Origin of the sequence: uncultured Roseobacter sp., assembly GCF_947488185.1 — a bacterium.
Lineage (GTDB): Bacteria > Pseudomonadota > Alphaproteobacteria > Rhodobacterales > Rhodobacteraceae > Roseobacter.
Window position 1 is genome coordinate 747,606 of record NZ_CANKYM010000001.1, and the last position, 16,464, is coordinate 764,069.

Here is a 16,464-nt window from a genome sequence, read left to right on the forward strand (position 1 = left end):
CCTCCGTCTCAAAGGATAAAACCCATGACGCAACGTCTGCATCTCGTCTTTGGTGGCGAACTTGTTGACCCGACCCGCAACACGTTCAAGAATGTCGAGGACATTCATATTGTTGGCATTTTCCCGGATTATGCAGCGGCGTTCGACGCGTGGAAGTCCGAAGCGCACCGTACCGTGGACAATGCCCACATGCGCTATTTCATCGCCCACCTTCACCGCCTGCGGGACGAAGAGACAGCTGCCTCAGCGACCGAAGAACTGGGGTAAAGACCTATGAGCCGCTCGTTCGGAATGGCGGCTTACCGGGCGCTGTCACGCAGATCAGCGGCCCGGTCCTTTGGTCCAAGCGCGCCGCGCCCCAAGGGCGAAGTGGTCTGGCTGCACGCAGCCGAGGCTGGCAATCTTCTCGCCATTCAGGATCTTGCACAACGGCTTTGCGGCGCGCGCGATGATCTGCATGTACTGATCACCCTTCCGGACCGCGAAGGTCTCGATCTTGCCCACACGACCAGCCCGAAAGAGGGCAACATCCACCTGGATGAGCTCCCGTCAGAGCATCCGGCAGCGGTGGAGAGTTTTCTCAAGAACTGGGCGCCTGACATGTGTATCTGGGCCTGGGGTCGGTTGCGCCCCACACTTGTGCACGAGACCCATCGAAACGGCTGTCCGATGATCCTGATCGACGCGGATACCGGCGGATTCGACGGGCGTCGGGACCGCTGGCTACCCGATTTGTCGCGTGATCTGCTGACGGGTTTCAAAGCCCTGATGGCGCGCTCGGTCCCGGCCGCACAGCGTCTGCAAAACCTTGGTCTGCCCTCTAATACCATCGAAGTGACATCCCCCTTGCAAGCAGGCGGACAGGCATTGCCCTGCGAAGATCAGGACCTGTCGGAAATGACCAGAACGCTGGGTGGACGGCCTGTATGGCTGGCCACCAGCGTACAGGAAGAGGAAGTCGAAACCATACTGGCCGCCCATCGCCAAGCGGTGCGATATTCCCATCGGTTGCTGCTGATCCTGCACCCGGCACACAGCCAGTCTCTCATTGATTTCGCCGAGCAGGCAGTGGGACAAGGCTTCCGCGTCAGCGAATGGTCCGTTGGAGACGAACCCAGCGAGACAACGCAGGTCATGATGGCAGAAGATGACAGTGACCTCGGCCTCTTCTACCGGCTGGCACCGGTATCCTTTCTGGGCAGCTCGCTGTCGCCCGGTCACGGCGGCTGCAACCCCTTTGAGGCTGCGGCGCTGGGATCGGCCGTTCTGTATGGCCCGAATGTACGGCGCTACCTGCCCTTCTATTCACGGCTCGCGAATGCCGGTGCGGCCCGCATCGTGAAAGATGCACAAAGCCTCGGAACGGCGGTCACCCGCCTGATCGCACCGGATCAGGCTGCGGCGATGGCACATGCGGGTTGGGATGTGATCAGCCACGGGGCCGAGCTGACCGACCGGGTGATCGATCTGGTGCAGACCACGCTGGATGAGCGGTTGGAAAAACGCCATGCGAACGCCTGACTTCTGGTTCGCACCGCCGGAAAAACCCGGCCTGCTGGCGCGCGTCCTGTCTCCCCTGGGGTGGATCTACGCACAGGGCACGGCGCGGCGGCTTGCCGGAACGGGCGGCCTGAAACTCGGCATTCCAGTGATCTGCGTCGGCAACATCAATGCGGGTGGCACCGGCAAGACACCCACCGTGATCGCCGTTCTGGAACGGCTGAGTGGCAGGTTTCACAAACCGCATGTGGTCACGCGCGGCTATGGCGGACGCCTCAAGGGGCCGGTGCGCGTGGACCCCGGCCTGCACACGGCGGCGGACGTGGGGGACGAACCGTTGCTGCTTGCCGCTTTTGCCGATGTCTGGGTCGCGCAGGATCGTGCCGCAGGTGGCAGGGCGGCGGAAGCTGCAGGCGCGAGCATCATTGTGCTGGATGACGGGTTTCAGAATCCGGCGCTGCACAAGGACCTCAGCATCGTCGTGGTGGATGCAAAACGTGGCTTTGGCAATGAACGCTGCCTGCCTGCAGGCCCGTTGCGGGAACCCGTGGATGTCGGGCTGGCGCGGGCGGATGTCCTGCTCACGCTGGGTGATGACACTGCGCAGGCAGAGTTTGCCGCGGCAGTCCCCCAAACACTGCCACGCGTGGCAGCACAGCTCGCACCACTGCAGACGGGCATGGACTGGACGGATGAGCCCATCGTCGCCTTTGCAGGGATCGCCCACCCCGAGAAGTTCTTTGACACCCTGCGCGGACTAGGTGCCCGTCTCTTGCACAGCGAGCCTTTGGAGGATCACCAGCCGCTGACACCCGCCCTGATGACACGGTTGGAAGCGGATGCAAAAGCCAAGGGTGCGCAGCTTGTGACCACAGAGAAAGACGCCGTGCGCCTGCCCCCGGCGTTCCGCATGAAAGTAATCACACTACCCGTGCGCCTGGCCTTCGCGCAGGCTGGAAACCCGCTCTTTGACCGGCTGGACGATTTCAAAGCACCCTAGTCGTTTTCCCCCAGCTTTGGCGCGGGGCGGTTCAACACCAGCTCTGCATCGGAAAAGGTGAAGGGGGACCGCACACCCGGCACGCCCTCCAGATCAAGCTGCATGCCGCGCGCCTGCACCTGAGGGTCCGCCATCACCTCGGCCATGTCGTTGATCGGCCCGGCGGGCACACCTGCGGCCTCGCAGGCCGCCAGCAGATCGGCGCGCGTACGCGTCCGGGTCACCGCCGTCAGCCGCGCGTCCATCTCTGCGCGATTGGCGAGACGGTCCACGTTCTTGAGAAACTCCGGTGCCGTCGCCATCTCTTCCAGCCCCAGCAGATGGCAGAGCCGCTGATACTGGCCGTCATTGCCGGTGGCGATGATGATATGCCCGTCCTCGCAGTCAAAGACCTGATAGGGCGCGAGGTTCAGATGCGCGTTGCCCATCCGGCGCGGCGGCGTGCCGGTGGTCAGATAGTTCATCGCCTGATTGGACGTGATCGACACCGCCACATCCATCAAGGCCATGTCGATATGCTGGCCGCGCCCGGTTTGGTGCCGCTGGTGCACGGCGGCCAGAATCGCCGTTGTCGCATAAACACCCGTCAGAATATCGGTGATCGCGATCCCGTATTTCTGCGGCTGCCCATCGGGCTCTCCGGTCACCGACATCAACCCCGACATGCCCTGCACGATGAAATCATATCCCGCGCGCGGCGCATAGGGCCCGGTGTGGCCGAACCCGGTGATCGAGCAGTAGATCAGCTGCGGGAACTCTTTCGACAGGCTGTCATAATCCAGCCCGTACTTGGCCAGCCCGCCGGTCTTGAAATTCTCGATCAGGATGTCGGCGTCGCCCAGCAGGTCTTTGACCTTCTGCCTGCCTTCTTCGGTGCGAAAATCCGCCGTAACCGAGGCCTTGCCCCGGTTGGTGGAGTGGAAATAGGCCGCCGAGACATCTTCATCTCGGGTGACAAACGGCGGACCCCATTGGCGGGTGTCATCGCCTGCGGGGCTTTCCACCTTGATCACTTCGCAGCCGAGATCTGACAACGTCTGGCCCGCCCAGGGGCCAGCCAGAACACGTGCCAGTTCGACGACCTTCAGACCGTCAAGCGGTGCGGCCATTATTCAGCCGCTGCGTCGATCAGAGCGGCCATTTCGTTGTAGGCCATGTTGGAGTATTTCTGGCCGTTGATGACAAAGCTTGGGGTGCTGTCGATCCCGTCGGCTTCGGCATGTTCCTGATACCAGGCAACCAGCGTGCGCGCCTTGTCACCGTCCTGCAGGCAGGCTTCCATTGTGTCCGCGTCGAGCCCTGCCACGGCACCAATCTTGCGCAATTCTGCAACGATTGCCGTCGGTTCCCCCGCGCGGGCCCAGGTGGACTGGCCGGAGTAGATCAGATCCGCCATGCCAAAAAAGCTCTGCGGCGTACCGGCGCAGCGGGCGATCATCGAAGCCCAGAGACCAAACCGGTCAAAGTAGACCTCTCGGTAGACAAAGTTGATCTTGCCGGTGTCGATGTAATCCGCTTTCAGCTGTTTGTAGGGGCCTGCATGGAAAGTCGCGCAGTGCGGGCAGGTGAAGGACGCGTATTCAATCACGGTGACAGGCGCGTCCGGATTACCCAGAGACATTTCCTGAATCGTGGAGGTATCCACATCCGCTTCTGCCGTTTGTGCATTTGCCGCACCCAAAGGATCGGCGGGCGTCACGGACGGGCCGGGCGATGTAACGAAATATGCCCCTATTCCAAGCACGGCCACAGCGGCGGAGATGATCATCATGCGCGACATCGGTGTATCCTTTTCAGCGATTTGTCTTGTTGAGTATGTTTTCGCCCAGGCGTGCAAGCGCATCGCGCAGCCCGCTGTCCTCAACAGGGCTGGCGGTCTGGGCAGCCTTGCGGCGAATGGCGGGATCAACGGGCGCCGCATCGGCGTCGAGTTTGGCCGGTTCAAAGGCAACCTGCCCTTCGGAAAACCCGGTGGCGGCGGTCTGGGTCACCCGGACACGCGCAATGGCGTTGTAGCCGTAGACAGCATTCACCTTGGCGCGCAGTTTTTCCTTTTGCATCTCCAGCATCGGGGCCTGCGCGCCGGTGGTCAGCAGCGTCAGCGTGGCGCCCATGCCCGCACGCCCGTAGCTCACCTCAACCGGGCGGGAAATTGCCGCGACATCCGCGCCGACGATCTCCGACCACTGGGTCAGCAGCCGACTTTGCGCGAATCCCCGGCTTTCCGAGGCCGCCCTGATCCGGCCTGTGAGCAGGCTGGCGGTGCGGGTAAACCCTTTTGTACTGGCACGTCTGGGCGGCATCGCTATCTTCTCAAGAAACGGTTGGCCCAGCATAGCCTTTCCGAGCAGCGGCAACCAGACAAAGCGGACGGACGATCATAAACATTGCGTGAAATTACCCCTGATCCCGAAGAATTGAACGGCGCCCTTTTGGCCTGGTACGACGTGCATGCCCGCGCAATGCCCTGGCGGGTGCCGCCCGCGGACCGCAAGGCCGGGGTGCTGCCCGATCCCTACCGCGTCTGGATGTCCGAGGTGATGCTGCAGCAGACCACCGTGGCGACGGTAAAAGACTATTTTCACAGGTTCACGGCGCGCTGGCCCACCGTGGGCGATCTGGCGGCAGCCAAGGATGCCGATGTGATGGGGGAATGGGCCGGTCTGGGGTATTACGCCCGGGCCCGCAACCTGCTGAAATGCGCCCGCGCCGTGGTGGCAGAGTATGGCGGGGAGTTTCCCGCCGATCACGCCGCCTTGCTGAAGCTGCCGGGGATCGGGCCCTATACGGCCGCCGCGATTTCCTCAATTGCGTTTGACCTGCCCTACGCGGTGCTGGACGGCAATGTGGAACGGGTGATGTCGCGGCTGCACGATATCCATACGCCGCTGCCCGAGGCAAAACCCGCGTTGATGGCTGAGGCAGAGGCGCTAACCCCCGCCAACCGTCCCGGCGACTATGCACAGGCCGTCATGGACCTGGGCGCCACGATCTGCAGCCCGAAGTCTCCGGCCTGCGGCATCTGCCCCTGGCGTGATCCCTGTCTTGCGCGCCTGCGCGGGACGGCGGGCGAGCTACCCAGGAAAGCGCCCAAGAAGGCCAAGCCGGTCCGTCACGGTATGGTCTATCTCGGTCGTCGCCACGATGGCGCATGGCTTTTGGAAACACGACCGGACAGGGGACTGTTAGGCGGCATGCTGGGCTGGCCGGGATCAGAGTGGATCGACACGGACATCGCCTTGCCAGATGTGCCGCCCCCTGCATCGGCAGACTGGACGCAACTGTCAGGTGAAGTGCGTCACACCTTCACGCATTTCCACCTGATCCTGCAGGTCTGGACAGCACAGATCGCACCAGACACAGCCCCGACCCGTGGCAGTTTCCGACCCCCCACCGACTTTCGACCATCCGACCTGCCAACAGTCATGCGCAAGGCCTTTGATCTTGTGCAGACCTCGGTATGAGCGCTGCGTCATGCTTGGAACAATCGTCCCCGCCAGACTAGACTACGCCAAGCAAACAGGACCCAGATGATGACCCACGATCAGAAACCCATCCCCCTTGCCGATCTGATGCGGTTTTCGCGGGCTGCCCCGTTCTGGATTTCGCTCCTGCTGGTGCCCGTGGCCTGGTTGGGTGCGCTTTACGGCGGGTGGACGGTGGCCCTGCTGCCGATTGTCACATGGTACCTGTTTTCGGCGCTTGACGCGGTTTTTGGCCATGACAAGTCGAACGCGGACCCCGATACGCCGGAACAGAGCCTGTTCTGGTATCGGGTCATCACGCTGATCTGGACGCCGGTCCAGTTTTGCCTGCTCTTCAGCCTGATCTGGTATGTGCCGCAGGCCGACCACCTGGGCGTATTGGAACGCGTCGTGCTCTTCTTCGGTGTCGGCGTGATCACCGGCACGGTCGGGATCAACTACAGCCACGAGCTGATGCACCAGAAGAACAAGGCCGAGCGTTGGATGGCCGACATCCTGCTGGCCATGGTGCTCTATTCACACTTCCGGTCCGAGCACCTGCTGGTGCATCACCGCTACGTCGGTACCCCCAAGGACGCCGTCACCGCGCGCTACAACGAAGGGTTCCACCGGTTTTACCCCCGGGTGCTGCGCCAGTCCCTGCACTCGGCCTTTTCCGCTGAGAAGCACAGGCTTAAGCGGCGCGACTTGCCGTGGTATGATCTCGGCAACCCGTTTTTCCGGTATTGGGGGCTGCAGCTTTTCATGCTGGTGCTGGCCCTTGGCCTCGGCGGATGGTCCGGTCTGGTGCTGTTTCTTGTACAGGCCGGTACCGCGATCTGGCAGCTGGAACTGGTGAATTACATCGAGCACTACGGTCTGACGCGCAAACATCTGGGCGATGGCAAATACGAACACGTCAAGCCGCAGCACTCATGGAATGCAGACTACCGGATGTCCAATTGGCTGCTCATCAACCTGCAGCGGCATTCCGACCATCACTACAAACCCGACCGGCGCTTTCCGGTGCTGCAGACCTATTCCGACATGGAAGCCCCACAACTGCCCTATGGCTATCCGATCATGACCATGGCCGCGATGGTGCCCCCGCTCTGGCGGCGCATCATGAACCCGCGCGTGCGGCGCTGGCGGCAGATGTACTATCCGGAAATCACCGATTGGAGCACCTACAACACCGCCGCAAACCCGCACCCACGCTGAAGCCGATCACCATATCTTAAGCATTATATGGCACGAGTTGCTCTCCGGTGGATTTACGTGAGAGCTTACAATGCAGCAACAAATTGCAGCAACACCGACAGGCGCCAAAACACAAACCTGTCTGATTGTCGAAGACAGCACCTTTGACCAGGAACGGATCAAACGCATCCTCGACAAGAGCTTCAAGGGGGTGTTCGTTGCGGTTGCCGCCACAATCGAAGAGGCGCGCGAACATATGGCGCGCTATCAGACAAGCATTATCCTGCTCGATAATCATCTACCGGACGGCACCGGGGCGAACTTCGCGATAGAATTGGCCGAGAATCCGGATTTCGCCAAAATCCCGATCGTGATGGTCAGCGACTGGCCCACACCGTTCATGTTCGACAAGGCACAATCGGCGGGTGTGATCCACGTGGTCAACAAGTCCGACTTCGGCGCCCGCTACATCCACGCGGCGCTCAACCACAAAGTGAAGCCAAGACGCTTGAATTGAGGCCGGTTCAGAAGGTGGCTTTTCCGCTGACCGATGCTCTTTTCGATGTGTCAAAGCCAAACGACCACCGCCCACTTCGGTCATAGAGTGATCTTCGGCCTGTCGTTTGACCAGCTGTTTCAATTTTTGCTGATCCAGATAACGAAAAAACCCCGCCACATTGGGCGGGGTAAGGTGTGTGCCTTCAAAGGCAGCCTAGTTTAGGCCACAGGCACCGGCGGTGTTCGTAAATCAGAGATGCGTCAGCTCGCCATTTCCGAGCGGATCTGCTGGCGCAAGATATCGATGGGCACGTTCTCGCCCTCTTTCCTGAAGGTCCAATAGGTCCAGCCGTTGCAGCTTGGGGCGCCCTCGTAGGCGGCACCCACCTGATGGATCGAGCCTTTGATGTCATTGCCGACCAGCGTGCCATCGGCGCGCACCTTGGCAATCTGGCCACGGGGAGAATAGAGTACCTCGCCCGGGCGTAGCATACCGCGCTCGACCAGTTGGCCAAAAGGAACACGGGGCTCTGCCCGTTTGGAGGCCGACACCTGCAGCGCTTCGCGGTCAAACTTGCGGACCTTGGCGATGCGTTTTGCAGCAACTGTGCGGTACGCCTCTTCGCGTTCGATCCCGATGAATTCACGCCCCAGCATCTTGGCGACGGCCCCGGTGGTGCCGGTGCCAAAGAACGGATCGAGCACCACATCACCCGGATTTGTCGAGCCGACCAGCACCCGGTGCAGCAGGCTTTCGGGCTTTTGCGTCGGATGCGCCTTGTCGCCCTTGTGGTCTTTCAACCGCTCATGACCATTGCAGATCGGCAGCACCCAGTCGGACCGCATCTGGATGCCTTCGTTCAGCGCCTTGAGCGCTTCGTAGTTGAAGGTATATTTGCTGTCCTCGGACTTGCCGGCCCAGATCATCGTCTCATGCGCGTTGGTAAGACGTTTGCCCCGGAAGTTCGGCATCGGGTTCGACTTGCGCCAGACCACATCGTTCAGGATCCAGAAACCCGCATCCTGCAGCGCAGCCCCCACACGAAAGATGTTGTGATAGCTGCCGATCACCCAGATCGCACCATTCGGTTTTAGCAGGCGTCGCGCCGCTTTGAGCCATGCGCGGGTGAAATCGTCATAGGCCTTGAAGCTGGAGAACTGGTCCCAGGCGTCATCCACCGCATCGACACGGCTGTTATCCGGGCGGTGCAATTCGCCCTTGAGCTGCAGATTGTAAGGCGGATCGGCAAAGATGAGATCGACGGACGCCTCTGGCAGGCTGTTCATCATCTCGATGCAATCGCCGTCAAGTATCGTGTTCAAAGGAAGCGCGGTGGCGCCTTTGGTATTGGTCATTTTCATCTGCCTCTGTCCCGGTGCTTGCTGCACTCATTGGTTGAACACAGCATGAGTCAAAGGCGATTCGCGGTCAATTTCTTTTTTGAATCAAGGCTTTAAGTTTTTATCTTGATACAAGATATTGTGCACCGGCTTGAAGGTTCGTCTATGGTGTGGGGTCGGCCCAAGATTTTGAAGCGCGGACATGTGGCTTTTTGATCCATATCCCATGTTTGTCTCCCACCCATAGCCGGGATGCTGTTGCGCCAAATCCACCATCAGCTTGTCACGGGCGATTTTTGCCACGATAGAGGCTGCCGAAATCGACAGGCATCGCGTGTCACCTTTGACCACCGGCTGCGCGGCGATGTTCATGCCGCGCGGTATCATGGACCCATCGATCAGCACATGATCCGGCACATTCGGCAGACCCGCAACGGCCCGCATCATCGCGATGTGACTTGCGCGTAAAATATTGTGTTGTTCGATCTCTTCGACAGAGGCATGGGCCACCGAGATCTCGGCGCAGTCCATCAACAGCTCCGCCAGATAGGCACGTTTCTTGATCGACAGTTGTTTAGAATCGTTCAGCCCATCGGGAATATGCGCTGGGTCCAGCACCACGGCGGCGGCCGTCACGGGCCCCGCCAATGGCCCGCGTCCGACCTCATCCACCCCGGCGACGCGGGCTGCACCGTCGGCATAGGCTGCGGTTTCAAAGTCAAAATCGGGTCCCATCCCTTCTGATCCAATGATCGCGGCGAAGGTGCAACCCCGTTGTTCCAGTGACCAAACGAAAAAGCGCGCTCCGATAAGGGAGCGCGCAGCACTGGTTAAAAAGGGAAGGAAGCGCCCGAACGCCCCCTTCCAGGTCAAAGCCGGGTCAGGGATCCCTCCCGGCCTTGCATCGACCCGTCCTTATCGGCGGGCCAATTGGTATCCTTCGCGACGCAGACACCGCGCCTCATACCCACGCCGGTTGCGGTCGTCCCCGCGCAAGCGGATCGCACAGGCCTGTGGCAACCGGTTCACGTATTTGTAGTTCCGCTCCAGGCAGCGTTTGCCAAAGTAGCGCACGCGCCCCTGCCGCGTTTCTGCAGTGCGCAGACAATCACCAGGCAGCAGCCGACGGTTCTTGGCGCGGTGCGGCAGCGGGCGGGGAGCAAGATCGTAGACCTTTTTTTGCTTGTGATAGACGGGCGCTTTGTGGGCGTTCCGCGTGGCGTTGTACTGCTCGCGTTTACGCTCGTTCCGATCATGGATCACCTTGCCGACAATCGCGATGCCTGCGATAGCCGCCAGTGCCCGCAAGACATCTTCATCTGCACGTGCAGGCGCATTGCCGAAAGCGGTGACCGCAATAGCAGCGGCGGCAATGGTGGTGATGAATTTGCGGTGCATGGGGCATTTCCTTTTCTTGATCTTGTGACCCCTCGCACAGCAAGCGGCCTTGTGGGATCAATCTGGGTCACCCCCTGCCAGACAGGCAATATCAACGCCCCGTTATCCGATAACACGCGTCCTAAGGCCCTTTTGTTATTGAATATCCTGCATGCGGCGCGCAGGATCGGACCATGAAACACACAGCCCTCATTGCGGGCCTTGTCGCGGCGCTTGTCCTTGCCCAACCGGGTCATACGGCCGAATGCTATGCCGACTACAAGGCCAAACAGGACAACCCCTTGCGACTGCACTATGGGGTGGCGCAAATTTCGCAGTGCTCTAAAGGAGCAGCGAAGGCAGAGCTTTCCGCACGGCTTGCCGACCAGGGCTGGACCCTGCTGAACATCGTCTCCGTCTTTGATGAAAGCGGGCTGGCAGAAAGGAAACAGAGTGCAGGATCCAACTTCCTCCGCTTCTGAAATGCGCCGCTCGGGGGGGCGGATCGTGGTCATCGGGATCACCGCGATTGTGCTGATCCTGCTGATCACCGCCGTTCTTCTGTTCTGGGCGCTGCCTGATGCCAATGCCTTCAATGCACGGGTCGAGCAGCTCTTTATCGAGAACAACGATCTGACAGCGCAGGCCGAGGTCAAGCTTCTGGAAATCCTCGCACAGTCGGGCACCGCGTTTTCGGACACCTTGATGAGCTACCGCGTGGTGATTTTCGTGCTGCTCCTCTTTGCCACGGCACTGCTCATTGCCGCATTGGTCTTTCTGGTCATGCTGGTCAGTTTCAACCGCCGCGTGGCACAGATTGAACGGGCGGGCATTCAGGTCAATTCTCTCCTGATCAGTCGCGAGGAGAACACCGTCTACCTCAACAACCTCGGCTTCAAGCTGACCGATGCAGCGATGGAAACCATGTCGGTGCTGGCCGAGGCGCGGATGGATGACGACGTCCTGTCGGGCTCGGAAATCGAAGGCATGATCTCGGGCCGCAGCGCCACCGACTGTGAAGAGGCTGCTGGGGCCACGCGGATCAAGCGGTTGCGCGACACCTTGGGCAACCAGATTGTGGCGGAACTTCTGGTCAAGAACATCGCGCGTCGCGGCTATATGCTGGCCATCGACAAGGACGTTATCAAAGTGATCTGACGCCTGCGCGCTGGGATGGTCGCGCAACATCAGGATTGACTGCCAGGATTTTGTACACTCTACTTTGGCGCGAACGTTTTTGCGCGGTGAACAGATGCTCCATCGTAAAACCCAGCAGACAGACCCGGCAAAACAACGGGCGCACTCCAAGGCATCACAGGCTCCTGCATCGGCACCCTCAAACCAAGGTCATCTTCTGCGGCTTCAGGCCAAGGCAGATGGATCAGCGGTTGTTCAACGCCTGCACAAGGTGATCCAGCGAATCAAATATGTGCGTATCGGGCCGCCGGAGACTGGTACCGTTCGGCAAGTGGATGACGCGCATAAACTGAAGAAAAGCAGAAACCCCAGGGTAAAAGAATACGCCTCGAACGAGGCGGAGTATATCGAGTATCTGTCCCGCCAAAGAGCAGCTGGCAAGCTGGGTATTGATCATGCATTTTATGACCAAGCAGAGGCCAGGTTTGGCGAAAAGGAAGAGGAACGTAATCGCGCTGCGATCAGAGACATTGTTCCAAAGGCCGAACTAAGCAAACAGATGCGCGCTCCACGCATTATTGGTGTTTCACCGGATGACAAAGCCAAGGTTGGCAATATGATTTTCCGGGGCATGAGTCCTAACAATATCAAGAACTTCGAAGCATCTCAGCATGGCGGCGAGGGTGCGCCACCGGTGTTCATCGCCGAGAATCCGACAGGTCGCGCATCAGCGACGGATCATATTGAAAAAGACGATCGACAGTCGCCTTACCTGTCATTCGAAGCGGGTGGCGTTGCGATCAGTGCCGGGAAGTATGCGCTTAAGCCCGTCTCGGCGAACAACACCCTTGTTGATGTGAGTTACGAGGAGGGACACTTGAAGTCAGATACACCCTCCTATCGGGCGAGCGGTCCTTCACGCAATGAGCATCACCGCGCTGGTATGGTCGCGGGTGTTTCTGCGACAGACGATCTGCATCCGGAGGATTACTCCACCGAAACCTACGCGAAAAAACTGCACAGAGAAGATGCACGGAAAAAGGCGATCGCCGACAAGGAAATTCTGATCAAGGCCGGGGCCAAGGGAATTGCGGCGGAGGATGTACCTTTCATCGCGTTGGTCGAACAGGTCAGCGAAGACTACTATCTCGCCAACGCCTCCAACCAAACACCGTCACAGGCTCTGGGATATTACAAGCCGCATGGCGAGCTAGATCGAACCGTTTACTACCGTCTCTATATCCCCACGGATTATGCGAAGAGTTTCGTATTCGACATCGCGGCGCACCAACAGCGGCATCCAGAAGATCTCCGTCCTGAAATGGGCGCGATTGATCCGCTGCACGCGCCGCTGCCACCCGCGCGCAGGCCCGCAGCAGCCGCCGCGCCAGTACGCAACGGCGGTGCCGAGGACCGGCGCCGGGACACCCGGACGGTTGCCCGCCCTGCGCCGACATCAGCCTGGGACACTGCTCTGCCCGGCACCAGCGCGGCGGCCTCCTCCTCTGGCGAGGCAGACACACGCGGCGGCAAAATGGAGGAAGTGGACTGAAAGTCCACTCTGGCCAAGGATGCAAGAACAGGTCACCTTGCGCCTGAATCACGCGACCAAAGGACCCGACCATGCCCGCTCCCACAAACACCTTCAAGCAAGCCCTTCTGGATGGCGAAACCCTTTTCGGATGCTGGATGAGCATGGCTGAAAGCTACACGGCCGAGATTCTCAGCGGTGCTGGCTTTGACTGGTTGCTGATCGACGGGGAGCATTCGCCGAACGACATCCGGTCGATCCGTGACCAGATGGTCGCCCTCAAAGGCAGCGCCAGCCATCCGGTTGTGCGTGTCCCGATTGGGGAGACATGGATCATAAAACAAGTGCTTGATGTCGGTGCGCAGACCGTTCTGGTTCCCATGGTGGAGACGGCCGAGCAGGCGCGGGAGCTTGTGCGCGCGTGTCATTATCCACCACATGGTACACGGGGCGTGGGCTACGCGGTGGGCCGTGTGTCGGACTTCGGGCAGATGGGCAACTACGGCCCTACAGCGGACGCCCAGATTTGCCTTCTGGTTCAGGTGGAGAACAAGACCGGCCTTGATAACCTCGATGAGATTCTTGCTGTCGAAGGTGTAGATGGCGTTTTCATTGGCCCGGCAGACCTTTCGGCCAGCCTGGGGTATCTTGGCCAGACCATGCACCCGGATATGCAGGCCACGATCACAGGCGCGCTCAAACGGATCAGCGACAGCGGCAAGGCGGCGGGCATTCTGACGCCTGACGACGGCATGATCCAGTCGTCTCTGGACGCCGGCGCGCGCTTTGTTGCGGTGGCGATGGATATTGCGCTGCTGCTGAACTCTGCCAAGGCCGTTTCGGCAAAATGGAAAGACAAGACCTCCTGAGCCTCTTTCCCTTAAGACACAAGGGGTATAAGAGGCGCGGACCATCACTTGAACATTGGAGTAAAAAAGATGGGTTACCGCGTCGTTGTTGCGGGCGCCACAGGTAATGTGGGCCGCGAAATGCTGAACATCCTTTCCGAACGCCACTTCCCGGTGGACGAGCTTACGGTGCTTGCCTCGCGCAAGTCGCTGGGCACGGAAGTGAGCTTTGGCGACACGACGCTCAAGACCAAGGATCTGGATACCTTCGATTTCACTGGCTGGGACATCGCGCTCTTTGCGGTGGGGTCCGAGGCGACCAAGAAATACGCGCCAGCCGCGGCCAAGGCGGGCTGTGTCGTGATCGATAACTCCTCGCTCTACCGTTACGACCCGGATGTGCCGTTGATCGTGCCAGAGGTGAACCCGGACGCCATCGAGGGCTATGCGAAGAAGAACATTGTCGCCAACCCCAACTGCTCGACCGCGCAGATGGTCGTGGCGCTGAAGCCGCTGCACGACCGCGCGACGATCAAACGCGTTGTGGTCTCGACCTACCAGTCGGTGTCGGGTGCAGGAAAGGAAGGGGCGGACGAGCTCTGGGATCAGACCAAGTCGATCTACAACCCGACCGATGACAAACCGCCGAAGAAATTTCAAAAGCAGATCGCCTTCAACGTGATCCCGCAAATCGACGTCTTCATGGATGGGGGCGACACGAAAGAAGAGTGGAAGATGATGGTCGAGACGAAGAAGATCGTCGATCCCGCCATCAAGGTCACGGCCACCTGCGTGCGTGTCCCGGTCTTTGTCGGCCACTCGGAATCGGTAAACGTCGAGTTCGAAGACCATCTGGACGAGGATGAGGCGCGCGAGATTCTACGTGAGGCACCCGGCGTCATGGTGATCGATAAGCGCGAAGATGGTGGCTACGTGACGCCGGTTGAGTGCGTCGGCGATTTCGCCACTTTCGTCAGCCGCATCCGGCAGGACAGTACCATCGACAACGGGCTGAACTTTTGGTGCGTGTCCGACAACCTGCGCAAAGGGGCCGCTCTCAACGCCGTGCAGATCGCGGAATTGCTGGGAAATCGCATCCTGAAAAAGGGCTGAGCCCGCTCACTATCAAATCACAACGCCCCGCCCGCGCACCGCAGGCGGGGCGTTTTCGTTCACTCTGCCGACGCGCAGGCCTCTGCGTCGGCAGGGTTCAAGCGGAAGGTATAGAACGGCCCTGTATTGGGTTCGTAGGAATGCGGCCCCTCTTCCAGATAGAAGCGATAATGCCCCTCGATATCGTCGCGGTAATCGATGCCCTGTCCGATGTCGGAGAGAAAGACGTTGCGCGTGCGGACCAGGATCTCCCCATGCTGCTGCGGCTGAACCCAGATCTGGCTGTCCCCTTCCAGCGTATTACATCCGTCATCGTAGAGCCCCGGCGCGCTTTCCGAACACATGAAGGAGAGGAATCCGGCCCGGTCGGCGCGGTCCGTGCCGGTGAGCCGCGCAATGGCAAACCCGTCCTCAATCCTTAACGACAAGGTCAGCGTGGTTACATTTTGGGCGGGCTGTGCCGCCAGATGATCTGCGGAATAGCTGCGGGTGTAACAAGGGGCCAGCGTTTCCAACTCAAGGCTCAGCGCCATACTGGCGACAGCGGAAAGGATCACCCCGCATAAGGCATAGCGAAAAATCTGCATCGACGGTCTCCATGATGCCGGTTCTGTCAAATGCCCCGGCACAGCAAGCCGGGCGGGCGACCCCTTGTCAATGGAGGATGCCGCATCACAGCGGGTTATCGCAAAGCTCAGACTGTGCGCGGGTCCTTGGGTTTGCCCGGTCCGAATCGACGCAGGAAGGTCACATAGGAAAACCCCAGGTCAGCCGTGTTGCAGAGCTTTTGACCACTGGTTTCGGTGTGCAGCGACAGCCCACCCCAGGCGATTTTCATGAAATAGCCGTGACGGCGCATGCGTACGTCCAGATCGTCCCAGTTCTCGGCCTCGGCCATGTCGCGAAACAGCAGCTTCTGCAGCGCAAAAATCAGCCGTGGATCGACAATCTCGGACTTCTTCTTTGAACTTTTGTGTGCCGCGAGATGGGCCACAAGCACATCTTCTACGATCTTCGCTACAGTGCCTTCCTGCTCTGTCGCCAGATCGTGAACTGCAAGCGCCAGATCAGCCGGCAACTGAATCGAAACTGTACGACGGTTCATGCCCGCGAGGATTCCTTAATTTTGGTTTATAAATTGTTAAAAACGTTCCGCCCGCAGAACTTCGCAGTCAACTATCGTGACCACGCCAATGTGGCGCTCAACGACATCAAAAGCGGCCTCGAGCAGCTTGTCGAGCTTTGAAGGCCGGATGATGCAGATCACCTGCACCATACCGCTTGCGCGACCAATCTCTCCGGCGCGGGTCCAGGCCCCCGACCGCCCCGACCCCCCCAAAACAGGCAGGACCGTGAACCCGGTGACCCCTGCTTTCATCAGGGCTTCGGTCAGGCGGGACTGCATGATGGCTTCGATAGTGATCTCGACCCGTTTGGCTTGATGTGTTTGCATGG

At 59.9% G+C, this 16,464-nt stretch carries 20 protein-coding genes; 11 read left to right on the plus strand and 9 right to left on the minus strand.

The window, feature by feature from the left end; translation table 11 throughout:
• Positions 1-24: 24 nt before the first annotated feature.
• From Q1A52_RS03770 to lpxK, 3 genes are read left to right on the plus strand one after another with little or no spacing between them, the layout of a single operon-like run.
• Complete coding sequence (locus Q1A52_RS03770; protein WP_299780266.1) at positions 25-267, plus strand: DUF4170 domain-containing protein; 243 nt, start codon at positions 25-27, stop codon at positions 265-267.
• A 6-nt stretch (positions 268-273) separates the two neighbouring features.
• Positions 274-1,521 (plus strand): glycosyltransferase N-terminal domain-containing protein, encoded by a 1,248-nt coding sequence (locus Q1A52_RS03775; protein ID WP_300011067.1) that lies wholly within the window; start codon positions 274-276, stop codon positions 1,519-1,521.
• Positions 1,508-2,500, plus strand: a complete 993-nt coding sequence (lpxK, locus tag Q1A52_RS03780) for a tetraacyldisaccharide 4'-kinase (protein ID WP_300011070.1) — start codon at positions 1,508-1,510, stop codon at positions 2,498-2,500. The genes Q1A52_RS03775 and lpxK overlap by 14 nt, the downstream gene beginning before the upstream one ends.
• Here lpxK and Q1A52_RS03785 read toward each other — a convergent pair.
• From Q1A52_RS03785 to Q1A52_RS03795, 3 genes are read right to left on the minus strand one after another with little or no spacing between them, the layout of a single operon-like run.
• Complete coding sequence (locus Q1A52_RS03785) at positions 2,497-3,609, minus strand: CaiB/BaiF CoA-transferase family protein (RefSeq protein WP_300011073.1); 1,113 nt, start codon at positions 3,607-3,609, stop codon at positions 2,497-2,499. The genes lpxK and Q1A52_RS03785 overlap by 4 nt on opposite strands.
• Entirely contained in the window at positions 3,609-4,280 is a 672-nt protein-coding gene (locus Q1A52_RS03790) for a DsbA family protein (RefSeq protein WP_299825498.1), read from the minus strand. The genes Q1A52_RS03785 and Q1A52_RS03790 overlap by 1 nt, the downstream gene beginning before the upstream one ends.
• Positions 4,281-4,293: 13 nt before the next feature.
• Positions 4,294-4,803 (minus strand): DUF721 domain-containing protein, encoded by a 510-nt coding sequence (locus Q1A52_RS03795; RefSeq protein WP_300011076.1) that lies wholly within the window; start codon positions 4,801-4,803, stop codon positions 4,294-4,296.
• An 84-nt stretch (positions 4,804-4,887) separates the two neighbouring features.
• Between Q1A52_RS03795 and mutY the strand changes: the two genes are divergently transcribed.
• The 3 genes from mutY to Q1A52_RS03810 all read left to right on the plus strand — a co-directional run bounded on the left by mutY (position 4,888) and on the right by Q1A52_RS03810 (position 7,681).
• Positions 4,888-5,964, plus strand: coding sequence for an A/G-specific adenine glycosylase (gene mutY, locus Q1A52_RS03800; protein ID WP_300011079.1), 1,077 nt, complete (start codon positions 4,888-4,890; stop codon positions 5,962-5,964).
• 69 nt (positions 5,965-6,033) lie between these two features.
• Positions 6,034-7,185, plus strand: a complete 1,152-nt coding sequence (locus tag Q1A52_RS03805) for an alkane 1-monooxygenase (RefSeq protein WP_300011082.1) — start codon at positions 6,034-6,036, stop codon at positions 7,183-7,185.
• Between the two features lie 70 nt (positions 7,186-7,255).
• Complete coding sequence (locus Q1A52_RS03810; protein WP_299780250.1) at positions 7,256-7,681, plus strand: response regulator; 426 nt, start codon at positions 7,256-7,258, stop codon at positions 7,679-7,681.
• A 242-nt stretch (positions 7,682-7,923) separates the two neighbouring features.
• On the opposite strand, the gene Q1A52_RS03815 is transcribed toward Q1A52_RS03810, so the two are convergent.
• From Q1A52_RS03815 to Q1A52_RS03825, 3 genes are all read right to left on the minus strand, one after another.
• The gene (locus Q1A52_RS03815; RefSeq protein WP_300011085.1) at positions 7,924-9,024 is read right to left on the minus strand and encodes a site-specific DNA-methyltransferase; all 1,101 of its coding nucleotides are present in this window, start codon (positions 9,022-9,024) and stop codon (positions 7,924-7,926) included.
• 84 nt (positions 9,025-9,108) lie between these two features.
• The gene (locus Q1A52_RS03820) at positions 9,109-9,738 is read right to left on the minus strand and encodes a ribonuclease HII (RefSeq protein ID WP_300011088.1); all 630 of its coding nucleotides are present in this window, start codon (positions 9,736-9,738) and stop codon (positions 9,109-9,111) included.
• 180 nt (positions 9,739-9,918) lie between these two features.
• Positions 9,919-10,401, minus strand: a complete 483-nt coding sequence (locus Q1A52_RS03825; protein ID WP_300011090.1) for a hypothetical protein — start codon at positions 10,399-10,401, stop codon at positions 9,919-9,921.
• Positions 10,402-10,574: 173 nt separating this feature from the next.
• On the opposite strand from Q1A52_RS03825, the gene Q1A52_RS03830 reads away from it, so the two are divergent.
• The 5 genes from Q1A52_RS03830 to Q1A52_RS03850 all read left to right on the plus strand — a co-directional run bounded on the left by Q1A52_RS03830 (position 10,575) and on the right by Q1A52_RS03850 (position 15,009).
• On the plus strand, positions 10,575-10,862 hold the full coding sequence (locus Q1A52_RS03830; RefSeq protein WP_300011093.1) for a hypothetical protein: 288 nt from the start codon (positions 10,575-10,577) through the stop codon (positions 10,860-10,862).
• Positions 10,834-11,538 carry a hypothetical protein gene (locus Q1A52_RS03835; RefSeq protein ID WP_299780240.1) on the plus strand — a complete coding sequence of 235 codons (705 nt, stop codon included), beginning with the start codon at positions 10,834-10,836 and terminating at the stop codon, positions 11,536-11,538. The genes Q1A52_RS03830 and Q1A52_RS03835 overlap by 29 nt, the downstream gene beginning before the upstream one ends.
• Before the next feature lie 64 nt (positions 11,539-11,602).
• Entirely contained in the window at positions 11,603-13,069 is a 1,467-nt protein-coding gene (locus Q1A52_RS03840) for a hypothetical protein (protein WP_300011096.1), read from the plus strand.
• Between the two features lie 71 nt (positions 13,070-13,140).
• A complete protein-coding gene (locus tag Q1A52_RS03845) occupies positions 13,141-13,917 on the plus strand; it encodes an HpcH/HpaI aldolase/citrate lyase family protein (RefSeq protein ID WP_300011099.1) in 777 nt (258 codons plus the stop codon).
• Between the two features lie 69 nt (positions 13,918-13,986).
• Positions 13,987-15,009 carry an aspartate-semialdehyde dehydrogenase gene (locus Q1A52_RS03850; protein ID WP_300011102.1) on the plus strand — a complete coding sequence of 341 codons (1,023 nt, stop codon included), beginning with the start codon at positions 13,987-13,989 and terminating at the stop codon, positions 15,007-15,009.
• Between the two features lie 59 nt (positions 15,010-15,068).
• On the opposite strand, the gene Q1A52_RS03855 is transcribed toward Q1A52_RS03850, so the two are convergent.
• The 3 genes from Q1A52_RS03855 to Q1A52_RS03865 form a co-directional block, all read right to left on the minus strand.
• Positions 15,069-15,596, minus strand: a complete 528-nt coding sequence (locus Q1A52_RS03855; RefSeq protein ID WP_300011105.1) for a hypothetical protein — start codon at positions 15,594-15,596, stop codon at positions 15,069-15,071.
• Positions 15,597-15,703: 107 nt separating this feature from the next.
• Positions 15,704-16,114 carry a hypothetical protein gene (locus tag Q1A52_RS03860; RefSeq protein ID WP_300011108.1) on the minus strand — a complete coding sequence of 137 codons (411 nt, stop codon included), beginning with the start codon at positions 16,112-16,114 and terminating at the stop codon, positions 15,704-15,706.
• Positions 16,115-16,150: 36 nt separating this feature from the next.
• Complete coding sequence (locus Q1A52_RS03865) at positions 16,151-16,462, minus strand: transcriptional regulator (RefSeq protein WP_299780229.1); 312 nt, start codon at positions 16,460-16,462, stop codon at positions 16,151-16,153.
• Positions 16,463-16,464 lie beyond the last annotated feature (2 nt).